Annotated in this window: 15 protein-coding genes; 8 read left to right on the forward strand and 7 right to left on the reverse strand. The window is 63.4% G+C overall.

Annotated elements, in window-relative coordinates; genetic code table 11:
• Window positions 1–51 precede the first annotated feature (51 nt).
• The gene (locus ACYG9R_RS04085) at window positions 52–453 is read right to left on the reverse strand and encodes an endonuclease domain-containing protein (RefSeq protein WP_023692101.1); all 402 of its coding nucleotides are present in this window, start codon (window positions 451–453) and stop codon (window positions 52–54) included.
• Window positions 454–676: 223 nt separating this feature from the next.
• Here ACYG9R_RS04085 and ACYG9R_RS04090 point away from each other — a divergent pair, with 223 nt between their 5' ends.
• Complete coding sequence (locus ACYG9R_RS04090; RefSeq protein WP_023702047.1) at window positions 677–847, forward strand: hypothetical protein; 171 nt, start codon at window positions 677–679, stop codon at window positions 845–847.
• Window positions 848–856: 9 nt separating this feature from the next.
• Here the strand turns inward: ACYG9R_RS04090 and ACYG9R_RS04095 are convergent, their stop codons facing one another.
• Window positions 857–1,801 (reverse strand): glycine--tRNA ligase subunit alpha, encoded by a 945-nt coding sequence (locus ACYG9R_RS04095; protein ID WP_023684365.1) that lies wholly within the window; start codon window positions 1,799–1,801, stop codon window positions 857–859.
• Window positions 1,802–1,977: 176 nt separating this feature from the next.
• Here ACYG9R_RS04095 and ACYG9R_RS04100 point away from each other — a divergent pair, with 176 nt between their 5' ends.
• Window positions 1,978–2,439: a GNAT family N-acetyltransferase gene (locus tag ACYG9R_RS04100; RefSeq protein WP_023709891.1), complete on the forward strand. Its 462-nt coding sequence runs from the start codon at window positions 1,978–1,980 to the stop codon at window positions 2,437–2,439.
• Between the two features lie 372 nt (window positions 2,440–2,811).
• Here the strand turns inward: ACYG9R_RS04100 and ACYG9R_RS04105 are convergent, their stop codons facing one another.
• From ACYG9R_RS04105 to ACYG9R_RS04125, 5 genes are all read right to left on the reverse strand, one after another.
• A complete protein-coding gene (locus tag ACYG9R_RS04105; protein WP_023709893.1) occupies window positions 2,812–4,587 on the reverse strand; it encodes a tetratricopeptide repeat protein in 1,776 nt (591 codons plus the stop codon).
• Window positions 4,588–4,778: 191 nt separating this feature from the next.
• Window positions 4,779–5,195, reverse strand: a complete 417-nt coding sequence (locus tag ACYG9R_RS04110; RefSeq protein WP_023823453.1) for a DUF1284 domain-containing protein — start codon at window positions 5,193–5,195, stop codon at window positions 4,779–4,781.
• A gap of 112 nt (window positions 5,196–5,307) precedes the next feature.
• Window positions 5,308–5,898, reverse strand: coding sequence for a biotin transporter BioY (locus ACYG9R_RS04115; protein WP_023668469.1), 591 nt, complete (start codon window positions 5,896–5,898; stop codon window positions 5,308–5,310).
• Between the two features lie 352 nt (window positions 5,899–6,250).
• Window positions 6,251–6,919 carry a GntR family transcriptional regulator gene (locus tag ACYG9R_RS04120; RefSeq protein ID WP_023687112.1) on the reverse strand — a complete coding sequence of 223 codons (669 nt, stop codon included), beginning with the start codon at window positions 6,917–6,919 and terminating at the stop codon, window positions 6,251–6,253.
• 87 nt (window positions 6,920–7,006) lie between these two features.
• Window positions 7,007–8,023, reverse strand: coding sequence for a polyprenyl synthetase family protein (locus tag ACYG9R_RS04125; protein ID WP_023668471.1), 1,017 nt, complete (start codon window positions 8,021–8,023; stop codon window positions 7,007–7,009).
• A gap of 221 nt (window positions 8,024–8,244) precedes the next feature.
• Between ACYG9R_RS04125 and ACYG9R_RS04130 the strand changes: the two genes are divergently transcribed.
• The 6 genes from ACYG9R_RS04130 (at window position 8,245) to moaB (ending at window position 11,961) form a co-directional block, all read left to right on the forward strand.
• A complete protein-coding gene (locus ACYG9R_RS04130) occupies window positions 8,245–8,469 on the forward strand; it encodes a putative signal transducing protein (protein ID WP_023692106.1) in 225 nt (74 codons plus the stop codon).
• Window positions 8,469–9,263 (forward strand): tRNA1(Val) (adenine(37)-N6)-methyltransferase, encoded by a 795-nt coding sequence (locus ACYG9R_RS04135; protein ID WP_031199235.1) that lies wholly within the window; start codon window positions 8,469–8,471, stop codon window positions 9,261–9,263. The genes ACYG9R_RS04130 and ACYG9R_RS04135 overlap by 1 nt, the downstream gene beginning before the upstream one ends.
• A gap of 121 nt (window positions 9,264–9,384) precedes the next feature.
• The gene (locus tag ACYG9R_RS04140; protein ID WP_023823454.1) at window positions 9,385–10,242 is read left to right on the forward strand and encodes a S49 family peptidase; all 858 of its coding nucleotides are present in this window, start codon (window positions 9,385–9,387) and stop codon (window positions 10,240–10,242) included.
• A 72-nt stretch (window positions 10,243–10,314) separates the two neighbouring features.
• Window positions 10,315–10,500 carry a membrane protein gene (locus tag ACYG9R_RS04145; protein WP_023668475.1) on the forward strand — a complete coding sequence of 62 codons (186 nt, stop codon included), beginning with the start codon at window positions 10,315–10,317 and terminating at the stop codon, window positions 10,498–10,500.
• Window positions 10,501–10,526: 26 nt separating this feature from the next.
• Window positions 10,527–11,420, forward strand: a complete 894-nt coding sequence (locus tag ACYG9R_RS04150) for a 4-(cytidine 5'-diphospho)-2-C-methyl-D-erythritol kinase (protein WP_023823455.1) — start codon at window positions 10,527–10,529, stop codon at window positions 11,418–11,420.
• Window positions 11,407–11,961, forward strand: coding sequence for a molybdenum cofactor biosynthesis protein B (moaB, locus tag ACYG9R_RS04155; protein WP_023726394.1), 555 nt, complete (start codon window positions 11,407–11,409; stop codon window positions 11,959–11,961). The genes ACYG9R_RS04150 and moaB overlap by 14 nt, the downstream gene beginning before the upstream one ends.
• The last annotated feature ends 85 nt before the right edge of the window (window positions 11,962–12,046 follow it).

Consider the following 12,046-nt stretch of genomic DNA (forward strand, 5'->3'; position numbering starts at 1 on the left):
CCCCTTGATGGGGAGGGTCGGCGCGTAGCGCCGGGGTGGGGTGGCGACCTCTCAGCCGCCGATACCTTCGGCACCATCGCGCAAACGCAGGTGTGATTTTCGTTCTTCCACCGCCGCATAGATCGTATCGAGCACGGAATCCAGTTCGTTTTTGATTTCATGGTTCCAGAAGCGAATGACGCGGTAGCCTTGGCTCTCGAACCATTTCGTTCGACGCTCGTCATGGCGCAGCTGGTCATCGAAGCTGTGATGGGCACCGTCCACCTCAATGATCAGCTTCAGCCGGTGGGAGATGAAATCAGGGAAGTAAACGCCTACCGACGCCTGCCTGCGAAAATGAGTGCCTTCTACTGGAATGCGCCACAGATGCCGCCACAGGATGCGTTCCTCGTCGGTCATCGCCGCGCGAAGCCTTTGCGCAGACTGCAGCTTGAATCGATCGAGTTTTGGCATGGAACGTCGCGCTGTCACCCCCACCCGCCGCTTCGCGGCGACCTCCCCCATCTAGGGGGAGGTAAGAGGGCATAGCAACTCGGCTGACCGCTGTTTCCAGGAATTTTGACCGCCCCTGTCGGGCCGCAACCAGCCCGCCCGTCCTTGGATCAAAGATTTCCATGAACCAAACGCAGCGCTGAAGCGACCAACGCTCAGGCAGGGACCTATTGGCTGAACGACCATGAAAACGGCATCGAGACTTCTCCAGATCATCGCGCTCAGCGCCTGTTTCGCCGCGCAGGTGCATGGCGCCTTCTCGATGCCGGGTGTGCGGCAGGCTATGCGGACCATGGCGGGATCGTCTGGCCAGTTCTCGGCGCCAATCAACATTTCCCCCGAAATGATGAAGTGAGCCTGAACCTCAGGCGGCGAGCCCGCCGGCCTGGGTCTGCAAAAATGCCTCGCCGCAGGCTTTCGCCAGATTGCGCACCCGCAGGATGTAGCTCTGCCGCTCGGTCACCGAAATCACGCCGCGCGCGTCGAGCAGGTTGAAGACGTGGCTGGCCTTGATGCACTGGTCATAGGCCGGGAAGACCATGCGGTGCATCGGCAGATTGTCGTTCGAAGCCGGGGCGCCGGCCGCGAGCAGCGCCTTGCATTCGGCTTCGGCGTCCTCGAAATGCCTGAGCAGCATGGCGGTGTTGGCATATTCGAAATTGTGCCTGGAATATTCCTGCTCGGCCTGCAGGAAGACATCGCCATAGGTGACTTTTTCGGCGCCTTCTCGGCCATTGAAGTTGAGGTCGTAGACATTGTCGACGCCCTGCACATACATGGCCAGCCGCTCCAGGCCGTAGGTCAGTTCTCCCGCCACCGGCGCGCATTCGATGCCGCAGACCTGCTGGAAATAGGTGAACTGCGACACTTCCATGCCGTCGCACCAGCACTCCCAGCCGAGCCCCCAGGCGCCAAGCGTCGGGCTTGCCCAGTCGTCCTCGACGAAGCGAATGTCGTGCAGCAACGGATCGACGCCGATCGCCTTGAGCGAGCCGAGATAGAGCTCCTGCAGGTTCGGCGGGTTGGGCTTCAGGATCACCTGGTACTGGTAATAATGCTGCAGCCGGTTGGGGTTTTCGCCGTAGCGGCCGTCCTTGGGCCGGCGCGAGGGCTGGACATAGGCAGCGTTCCAGCCCTTGGGCCCGAGCGCGCGCAGCGTGGTGGCCGGATGGAAGGTGCCGGCGCCGACTTCCATGTCGTAAGGCTGCAGGATGACGCAGCCATAGGCGGCCCAGTAATTGTGCAGGGTCAGGATCAGCCCCTGGAACGAGCGGCTGGGATGTATATGGGCTGGACTGTCTGACGTCACGGCGGCCTCGGAAAGCGCTGAAATGATGCCATTCCCTAGTTGCCGGGCCGGCTAGCGTCAAGGCAGCGCCTATCGCCGCCTTGATGAGAGGTTGAACGCTTTGCTTCGGACTGGCCCATTGCCGGACGGTGCCGGTGGCCGTTTGCTCGCCCAGCTTCAACGACAGAGGTTCAGCCATGCAAGGCCAGCTCACCGTACGCCCCGTCACCCGAGAGGATTACGAGCAATGGCTGCCGCTGTGGGACGGCTACAATGCGTTTTACGGCCGCTCGGGCGAGACCGCCCTGCCCGGTGACATCACTGCAATGACATGGTCGCGCTTCTTCGATGCCTATGAGCCGATGCATGCGCTGGTCGCCGAGAGCGAAGGCAAGCTTCTCGGCCTTGTCCACTATCTCTACCACCGCACCACCACGGCGATTTCACCGAACTGCTATCTGCAGGACCTCTTCACCAATGAGGCGTCGCGCGGCAAAGGCGTCGGCCGGGCACTGATCGAAGGCGTCTATACCAGGGCGCAAGCCGCAGGCTCCGGCCGCGTCTACTGGCTGACACACGAAACCAACCACACGGCGATGAAGCTCTACGACAAGATCGGCGATCTCTCGGGGTTCGTCGTCTACCGAAAGCTGTTCTAGAATGAGCGCCAACGCTGGAGATTGGCTGAAAGCCTTCCCGACTTCGTCATTCCAGGCGAAGCAGCCGCGAAGCGGCGTCGCGCAGACCCTGGCATCCATTCCGTGACCTTGATCGAAGAACGCAGCGGAGCAGAATTCTGCACCCTCGCAACCCCTTAAGGTCACGGCATGGATTCTATGGTCTGCGCCGCGTCGCTTCGCTCCTTGCTCCGCCACAGAATGATGATCGCGATAGGGCGCGTCTCTATCTCTTTGTTCTGTCGCAATTCCGAACGGAAAACCGCGCACACTTTTCCTGGAATTGCTCTAAGACGCCAAGCCGAAACAAAAACGGGGCTCAGCGAGCCCCGTTTCATCAGAAGTATGGCCCGATCACCCTTTCGGCGCTGGCGGGGTGGCCGGCTTGACTTTCGGGGTTTCCTGCGCCGTGTTGGATTCGATCGGCGGCAGGCCCTTCATCAGCTTCTGCTGCAAAATGGCAAGCACATCGGGATCCGGCTTCAGGTCGCGCGCCTGGTTCCACTGGAAAGTGGCTTCGAGCTTGCGGCCGACGCGCCAATAGGCATCGCCGAGATGGTCGTTGAGCACCGGATCTTCCGGCTTGAGCGACACGGCGCGCTCCATTTCGCGCACGGCGTCGTCGAACCGGCCCATGCGGAAATAGGCCCAGCCCAGCGAATCGACGATGTAGCCGTCGCTCGGCCTGAGGTCGACGGCCTTCTGGATCATCGCCAGGCCTTCCTTGAGGTTCATGTTCATGTCGACCCAGGAATAGCCGAGATAGTTCAGCACCTGCGGCTGGTCGGGGAACAGTTCCAGCGCCTTGAGGAAGTTCGGTTCGGCCTTGGGCCATTCCTTCAGCCGCTCATAGGCGATGCCGCGCTGATAGTAGATGTTCCAGTTGGCATTGGTCGGCGTCTTCAGCACCGCGACCGCCTTGTCGTAGAGAGTGGCGGCGGAGCGGAAATCCTCCTTCGAGGCATAGACCCCGCCCAGCGCCAGATAGGCGCGCATGTCATCGGGGTGAGCTTCGACGAATGCTTTGAGGTGGGCGATAGCCTCGTCGTGACGGTTGAGATCGGCAAGGTTGAGGCCGAGCTGCAGGTCGGAAAGCTCCTTCAGCGGCGAGGAGGCTGGAATGCGGCTATAGAGCGCAATGGCGCCTTCGCCGTCCTTCAGCTGCTCCGCAACGGCGGCAAGCTGCACCAAAGCGGCGTCGCTGTCGGGCTTGAGCGCGAGCGCATATTGCAGATAGAGGCGCACGAACGGCTCGCCGCCGCCGCGATTGAGCGCGATGGCGAGGTCGAGCAGGATTTCAGCGGCGCCTTCGGAGGGACTGGCGACGAAGGGCTCGATCTTGTCGCCCTTGCTGATCCTGTCGCGAAGCGCCTGGATGTCGAGCTTGCCGGGCGCGAACGCCTCGGCCTTGTCGAGCACGTAGAGCGCCTTGTTCTTGTTTCCCTTGCGCGCCAGGAAAGACGCGTAGGCCTGGGCGTTGCGCATCCATGTCTCGGGCGCGGCACCGCCGGCCGTGACGTCGGTCAGGGTCGCGTCATAAAGCGCGTCGGCCTTGTCCGACAGGCCTGCGGCATCGGCGATCAGCGCGCGGTGGAAGGACTTGAACAGGCCGAACCAGTCAGGCCCCTGCAGTTTGTCGATCGAGGCCATCGCCCCGGTGGGGTCGCCGGCGCCCTCTTGTGCCCAGCCGGACATGACGCCGGAAATCAGCCGGTCGAGATCGGATTCGAGCGACAGCTTGAGCCAGTACTGCGCCTTGGTGAAATCCTTCTTGTGGAAGGAATCGACCGCCAGAGCCAGACGCGAGAAGCGCTCGACGTCGGGAACTGCCTTGAGCTTGTCGGCATAGACCAGCGATTCCTCGAAGCGGCCTTGCGCGATCAGCGACAGCATCAGGCTTTGCTGCAGCGAGGTGTCGCCGGGATTGAAGGCGAGCGCCTGCTTGTAATAAGCGATGGCATTGTCGAGGTCGTTGTCGCCTTCGGCGATGCGGGCGGCGAGATAGGCGCCCGAGAAGGAGGTGATCTTGACCGGGCCGGTCGATTCCTTGGCGTAGGCAGGCAGCGGAGAAATCGCCATTCCTGCCACAATTGCCAGCCCCGCGAGCCAGCGCGCACGTCCTTGCCGCATCGTATCCCTTTCAGCCAAGCGCCATCCCGCGTCGGCGCGGAGAAGCCATAGACTCGATGTTTCCTGACAAAGCATGGCCTTTTTGGGGTCAGGCTTCAATCCGGGCCGAATTCACAATCGGGTCACCCGATTAACAAACCATGGCGACGCAGACACTGTCGGTTCCGACAATAGCAGATCGGGGTTGGGAGCTACAGCCTGACATCGCGATATCCGCCTGCCGCTATCGTGCTGCACAGGCCGGCCCACTCGCAACCCTGGCAGGCCTCACGCGTCACGCCGGCTGAAAAGGCCGCGCGCAAGGCGGCAAGCGTTGCCGCGTCGAGGCTGAGACGGACGCCCGCCTCGATGGGCCGGGCCAGCAGCTTGCCGACATCGCGTGCTGCCAGCTCGTCCCGGCCTGCGGCGCTTTCGCGCAAGCAGTGGGGCTCGGCCTCGCCGAGCAGCGGCCGACAGATGTCGTCGGGGCCGGAGACGATCAGAATATCCTCGCCCCGGCCCAGACGTTTCGCGATCACGTCATAGTTGGCGACGAAGGCTGCGCTGTAGCCCTTGCCGACATAGGTCAGCAGGCAAAGCAGATGGTGGGAGCGCAGCCTGACGGTCATCGGTCTTAGGACGCGGTTGCGGAGCCTGTTCCATCCCGAAGATATCGGGATGGGGCTCCATCTTTTTGTTTGAGCATGATCTCTTCCGAAAGCCGGACTCCACTTTTCGGGATCATGCTCCTGCCGGGTCCGCCTTACCGGAAAACAGCTTGAGCGTCGCGGCGCCGAGCGCCGATTTCAGCAGGCCGCCGACGAGGAAGGGCAAGAAGCCGAAGGTGATGGCCTGTTCGAGGCCGATCATGACGGCGAGCCAGGCCGTGCCGAGAACCAGGCAGGCGAGGTTGCCGAGGACCATGCCGGCGAAGGCGAGCAGCACGCGGTTGCCGTTCCAGCCGCGTTCGGCCAGCCAGCCGACCAGCGCGCCGACGACCGGGAAGGCGAAGAGATAACCGCCCGTTGCCCCGACGAAATACGACGCGCCCGCTGCCCCTCCGGACAGGACAGGAAAGCCCACGGCGCCCTCGGCGAGCCAGGCGATGATGGTCATGGCGCCAAGCCGCCAGCCATAAAGTGCGCCGACCAGCGTCACGGCGAAGGTCTGCATGGTGACCGGCACCGGCACCATCGGCACCTCGATCTGGGACAACAGCGCCAGAAACAGCGTACCGAGGGCGACGGCCGCGGCCTGCCAGCTATGCGAGCGGGTTTGCAGGCGCAACGGGCTGAAGGACGGCTTGGACGGCGAAAAGGCGATGTAGGTCATGGTGCTTCCTAGCTGGTTTGAAATTATAGATAATTTTGTTGTTCGATCTATTATCGAATCCATATTTGCGCGGGAATGGCAACCCTCACCCCTAAAAAGGCTTGGGCTTGCGTGTCGAATAAAGGACATTTGGAAAGGCTGGCGGGACAGCACCCCCCTCTGGCCTGCCGGCCATCTCCCCCGCAAGTGGGGAGATCGGATGTCGCCTTTGCTTTCGCCAATGGCCGACGTTGCAGGACTAACGCAACGGCAAAGCTGTTGATCTCCCCCCTTGCGGGGGAGATGTCCGGCAGGACAGAGGGGGGTGTGAAGGATCGCTACGCGCGGAATCCGACGACTTGTCCCTTCGTCCCTACCCGACGATGGCAAACGCTTCGCGCATCTTGCCCGACGCGGTCTTGACCGGTTTCTGGCCGATCCACTGAACGTGCCGGCCAAGCGTGGCGGCGGCCGATTCGGTGTTGCCTTGCCGCAGCGCGCTCAGGATCGCGCGATGATCCTGGTCGGTGCGGATTTCCCATTCCGAGCGCCAGGCGGCGAACAGGAAGCGGGCGCTTGCGGCGTGCAAATCGTCGATGGTGGCGATGAGCCGCGGCATGCCGCAGGGCGCCAGGATCAGCCGGTGGAAGGTGCGGTTGGCCTCCTCCCAAGAGCGGACATCGCGGGATTTGTCGCCGGCCTTTGTGGCTTCTTCGGCAAGGTTGAGAATGGAAGCCGTCAGATGCGGCGCGGCATGGCGCAGCGCCAGCACTTCGAGGGCTGCCCGCATTTCGGCGACTTCCCTTACCTCGCCGAGATCGAAAGCGGCGACGCGCACGCCCCGCCTGGGCTCACTGACCGCCAGCCCTTGCGCCTCCAGGCGCCGGAAGGCTTCGCGCACCGGGACATGGCTGGTCTGGAATTCCTCGGCGATGTGATCCTGCCGCAGCCGGGCGCCGGGTTCGATCGCGCCCGATATGATGCGATCCGCCAGCACCTTGCTGATGCGCACGGCGATGGTGTCGTCTGCGGTCTTTGCCATGTTTTATAGATAATTTGCACTGCTGCCGATTGTCGAGCGGTGATTGCCCGATTTTGCGTGCAAACTTGCTTTGGCGCCAGGCGCGGGTCAGTTCACCCGGCTGATGCAGAAGTCGATGACGTCGATGAGCGCCGATTTCTGCGGCGTCGCCTCCAGCGGTGCCAGCGCATCGCGGGCGATCTCGCCGAAATGGCGGGCCCGTCCGATGGTGTCGGCAATGGCGCCATGGCGGGTCATCAGGCCGATCGCCTTTTCCAGGCCGGCATCGTCGGTGACATTGTCCTCGATGGCGCGCTTCCAGAAGGTGCGCTCGGCCTTGGTGCCGCGCCGGTAGGCGAGGATGACCGGCAGTGTAACCTTGCCTTCGCGGAAATCGTCGCCGACATTCTTGCCCAGCTCCTGGCTGGAGCCGCCATAATCCAGCGCATCGTCGATGAGCTGGAAGGCAAGGCCGAGATTCATGCCGTAGGAGCGCAAGGCGGCGCGATCGTTGCGCGTCGCCGATGCGATGACCGGGCCGACCTCGGCGGCAGCCGAGAACAGCGCCGCGGTCTTGGCCTTGATGACGGCGAAATGCTCGTCCTCGGTGGTATCCAGGTTCTTGGCTGCCGCCAGCTGCATCACCTCGCCCTCGGCGATGATCGAGGCGGCGCTGGACAGGATGTCGAGCGCTTCCAGCGAACCGACATCGACCATCATGCGAAAAGCCTGGCCGAGCAGGAAATCGCCGACCAGCACGCTCGCCTGGTTGCCCCAGATCATGCGGGCGGTCTTCTTGCCGCGCCGCATGCCGCTCTCGTCGACGACATCGTCATGGAGCAGCGTGGCGGTGTGCATGAACTCGACCGCGGTGGCGAGCTTGACGTGGCCCTCGCCGGAATAGCCGAACATCTGGGCCGCCGCGAGCGTCAGCATGGGACGCAGCCTTTTGCCGCCCGACGAGATCAGATGATTGGCGACCTCCGGGATCATCTCGACGTCGGAGCCGGCCTTGGACAGGATCAGTTTGTTGACGCGCCCCATATCGGCGGCTGTCAGGTCGATGAGATCCTTGATGGAGGCGGGTTCCCGCTTCCCGTTTTCGATGTTGAGAACGACACCCACCAACAAACACTCCCGTCTTTGATCACGCGTGCGACGGCACCCTGGTCCCGCCTGGGACTCTAGGGCGGCACATACGGGCACGGCAAGAGGCGAATTGGCGCGGCTGCGGTGACGGCGTGTCAACCTTAGCGACCGCATGCCGTTGCCCGAAAACCGCTCCACACTTTTCGGCGCCATGCTCCGGCGTTTACATCAACGCTGCAACCTGCGAACTTCGTCCGATGATAGAACTCGTGCGCACCAACGATGCCGTGATCATCTCCTTCGTCGAATCGCTGATGCGCGATGCCGGGATCGCCTGCTTCGTCGCCGACCAGAACATGAGCATTCTCGAAGGGTCGATCGGTCTTTTGCAGAAGCGCGTGATGGTCGATGCCGACCAGGCCGATCAGGCGCGGCGCATCTTGAAAGACGCCGGCATCGAGAACGAAATCCGCCAGACATAATGGCTGAAGCGAGCGCGCTTACCAGCGATACGCCGGCCCATACGGTCGATGCCTTTCATCGCGGCCGCTTCTGGCTGGTCCAGCCCAGGACAGGGCATCGCGCCGGGATGGATGCCATGATGCTGGCGGCAGCAGTTTCATCCGGCTTTTCTGGACGCCTCGCCGATTTCGGCGCCGGCGCCGGTGCGGCGGGTCTCGCCGTGCTGTCGCGCTGCCCAGAGGCGCAGGTCGTGCTCGTCGAACGGTCGGCCGAGATGGCAGGCTTCGCCACAACCACGCTCGCCCATCCCGGCAATGCGCATCTCGGCAATCGCGCCTCGGTGCTGACCGCCGACGTCACGCTGTCGGGCCGGGCGCGGACGCAAGCCGGCCTTGCCGACAATTCCTTCGATTTCGTCATCATGAACCCGCCCTTCAACGCGGCGCAAGACCGCGCCACGCCCGATCCGCTGCGGCGGCAGGCGCATGTGATGGAACAGGGGCTGTTCGAAAGCTGGATCCGGAGTGCGGCTGCCGTCGCCAAACCGCGCGGGGGCCTGGCCGTCATTGCGCGGCCGGAACAGCTTGGCGACCTCCTCCATGCGCTGTCGGGCCGCTTCGGCGACGCCGAGATGCTGGCCGTCCATCCGCGCCCGGAAGCAGCCGCAATCCGCATTGTCGTCAGGGCAGCGCTCGGCGCGCGCGGCAAGCTGTCGATCCGCCAGCCTTTGATGCTGCATGGGCAAACGGGCGACGGCCCGTCGGAACGCACCGAGATGATCAACAACGGACTGGCGTCGCTGTTTGGCGATTGATTTTGGGCCCGTCAGTGTCGTTGCCGCAAAACCGGCACACAGTTGGCTGAGATGGATTGCAGCATTGCCGTTGACCGGCAAATCCCTACATGCGTTGAAGCCATTTGGAGACAGCCACCTCGTGAAACGCCTTTTCAACCGCCTGCTGCCGAAATCCTGGCGATCCAGCGTCGTCACCATTCCCGTCATCAGGCTGCATGGCACCATCATGGCCGGCGGCGGCCCGTTCCGGCCGAGCCTGTCCTTGGCGTCCACCGCCGCCCTCATCGAAAAGGCGTTCCTGTTCGATGCGCCCGCCGTCGCCATTTCGATCAATTCGCCTGGCGGCTCGCCGGTGCAGTCGCGGCTGATCTTCAAGCGCATCCGTGACCTCGCGGTCGAGAAGAACAAGAAGGTGCTGGTCTTCGTCGAGGATGTGGCGGCCTCGGGCGGCTACATGATCGCGGTCGCCGGCGACGAGATCTTTGCCGATCCGTCCTCCATCGTCGGTTCGATTGGTGTCGTCTCGGCCTCGTTCGGCTTTCCCGAACTGATGAAGAAGATCGGTGTCGAGCGCCGTGTCCACACCGCCGGCCAGAACAAGGCGGTGCTCGACCCGTTCAAGCCGGAAAAGAAGGAAGACGTCGAGCGCCTGAAGGCGCTGCAGCTTGAGGTGCACGAGACCTTCATCGATCTGGTCAGAGAACGCCGTGGCACCAAGCTGAAGGACGATCCGGACCTGTTCACCGGCCTGTTCTGGACCGGCAAGAAAGGGCTGGAGCTTGGCCTCGTCGATGCGTTGAGCGACATGCGCACGGTATTGAAAACCCGCTTCGGCGCGAAAACCCAGCTCAGGCTGGTCACCGCGCCGCGTGGCCTGTTTGGACGTATCGGCCTGTTCGGCTCGAACTTTTCAGCGCCCGATATTGCCGCCGCCGCCGCAAGCGGCGTGATCGATGCGGCGGAAGAGCGCGCATTGTGGGCGCGCTTCGGGCTTTGAAAAAGCCGGGAAAGCGTCTAGCATGAGCGCTTGACAGTCTGCCTTGCCGCCTTGCGAGGGAGGAGCTTTGAAATGCCACAGATCATTTTCTTCGCAGTTGTCGGCGCCGCCGCTTATTTCGGCTACCGCACCTTCGTCCGCGAGGCCGAACGTGTGACCGCCAAGGTGCGGCGCACCGAAAAGCAGGCAGCCAACGGCACCAACGGCACGCTGGTCCAGGATCCCAAGACCGGCGAATACCGCCTGGCCAAGGACTGAGCATCATCCCGTCAGCAGCCGACAGTTTGGATGCCGCAGCCCGGACGTGGCTTGCGCCCGCCAAGATAAATCTGGCGCTGCACGTCAGCGGCAGGCGCGCCGACGGGTATCATCTGCTCGAGAGCCTGGTCGTTTTCACCCGCTTCGGCGACAGGGTCGAGATCGAGCCTGCCGACGCCGACCGGTTCTCCGTATCGGGCCGTTACGCGACTTCCGTGCCGATCGACGACAGCAATCTGGTGGTGAAGGCGCGCGAGGCGCTGCGCAGGCAGGCCGGCCAGCAGAGCACGCCGCCGGTTGCCATCCGGCTGGAAAAGAACCTGCCGGTCGCATCCGGGGTCGGCGGCGGCTCGAGCGACGCGGCGGCGGTATTGCAAGGTCTTGTCCGGACCTGGGGGCTCGACATCGGCGAGGCCGAACTGAGCCGGATCGGTCTCACGCTCGGCGCCGACGTGCCGATGTGTCTTGCGGCAAAACCGCTGGTTGCGCGTGGCGTCGGCGACGAGCTGTCGCTGGTGCCGGATTTTCCGGCGCTCGCTTTGGTGCTGGTCAATCCCGGCGTCGCCGTCTCGACGCCCGATGTGTTCAATGCACTTGAAAAACGCGACAATGAAGGACTGCCGCCGCTGCCGCGCGGTTTCGATTTCCACGGCGTCCGCAATTGGCTGGAGATCACCCGCAACGATCTTGAGGAACCGGCGCAAGCAATACAGCCGCCCATCGGCAGAGCGCTTTCCCTGCTGAACAGGGCCGGATCTGGATTCTCGCGCATGTCGGGCTCCGGCGCGACATGCTTCGGGCTGTTCGAGACCGGCAATGTCGCCAAGCGCGCCGCCGCCGAGATCCGCAGCCGCGAACCGGAGTGGTTTGTCGCCGCGACACGAAGCATCGCTTCAGAGTGGGCCGATGACCAAAATTGACGAAAGCCGCCTGTTCATCCCGGTGCGCATCGCGGTGCTGACGGTGTCCGATACGCGCAGCCTTGCCGACGACAAATCCGGCCAGACGCTGGCTGATCGCATCGCCGAGGCCGGCCATGTCCTGGCCGCGCGCGACATCGTCACCGACGACCGGGAGAAAATCCGCGACAAGGTGCTGGGCTGGTCGCGCGACGAAGACATCGATGTCGTCATCACCACCGGCGGCACCGGTTTTACCGGCCGCGACGTGACGCCGGAGGCGCTGGAGCCGATCTTCGAGAAGCGCATGGATGGCTTTTCCGAAGTGTTCCATCGCATTTCCTACGACAAGATCGGCACCTCGACAGTGCAGAGTCGGGCGACGGGCGGCGTCGTCAACGCCACCTTCGTCTTCGTGCTGCCGGGCTCGCCCGGCGCCTGCAAGGACGCCTGGGACGGCATCCTGAAACCGCAGCTCGACTACCGCCACATGCCCTGCAACTTCGTCGAGATCATGCCGCGCCTGGACGAGCATTTGCGGCGCGGCAAGGCCGCCTCGTAAACCAAGGCAAAGTGCCGGCCAAGTGCTGCCTTTGTCAGGCAGAATGGCGGCTGCGCCTTCGAGAGGTCATTTCCTCCGGGTCGTC

The organism is Mesorhizobium sp. RSR565B (genome assembly GCF_054719465.1).

Bases quoted from the DNA above. Each gene is read 5' to 3' on its own strand.
- ACYG9R_RS04085 (WP_023692101.1), bottom strand. From the start codon at position 453: ATGCCAAAACTCGATCGATTCAAGCTGCAGTCTGCGCAAAGGCTTCGC.
- ACYG9R_RS04090 (WP_023702047.1), top strand. From the start codon at position 677: ATGAAAACGGCATCGAGACTTCTCCAGATCATCGCGCTCAGCGCCTGT.
- ACYG9R_RS04100 (WP_023709891.1), top strand. From the start codon at position 1,978: ATGCAAGGCCAGCTCACCGTACGCCCCGTCACCCGAGAGGATTACGAG.
- ACYG9R_RS04105 (WP_023709893.1), bottom strand. From the start codon at position 4,587: ATGCGGCAAGGACGTGCGCGCTGGCTCGCGGGGCTGGCAATTGTGGCA.
- ACYG9R_RS04110 (WP_023823453.1), bottom strand. From the start codon at position 5,195: ATGACCGTCAGGCTGCGCTCCCACCATCTGCTTTGCCTGCTGACCTAT.
- ACYG9R_RS04115 (WP_023668469.1), bottom strand. From the start codon at position 5,898: ATGACCTACATCGCCTTTTCGCCGTCCAAGCCGTCCTTCAGCCCGTTG.
- ACYG9R_RS04120 (WP_023687112.1), bottom strand. From the start codon at position 6,919: ATGGCAAAGACCGCAGACGACACCATCGCCGTGCGCATCAGCAAGGTG.
- ACYG9R_RS04130 (WP_023692106.1), top strand. From the start codon at position 8,245: ATGATAGAACTCGTGCGCACCAACGATGCCGTGATCATCTCCTTCGTC.
- ACYG9R_RS04135 (WP_031199235.1), top strand. From the start codon at position 8,469: ATGGCTGAAGCGAGCGCGCTTACCAGCGATACGCCGGCCCATACGGTC.
- ACYG9R_RS04145 (WP_023668475.1), top strand. From the start codon at position 10,315: ATGCCACAGATCATTTTCTTCGCAGTTGTCGGCGCCGCCGCTTATTTC.
- moaB (WP_023726394.1), top strand. From the start codon at position 11,407: ATGACCAAAATTGACGAAAGCCGCCTGTTCATCCCGGTGCGCATCGCG.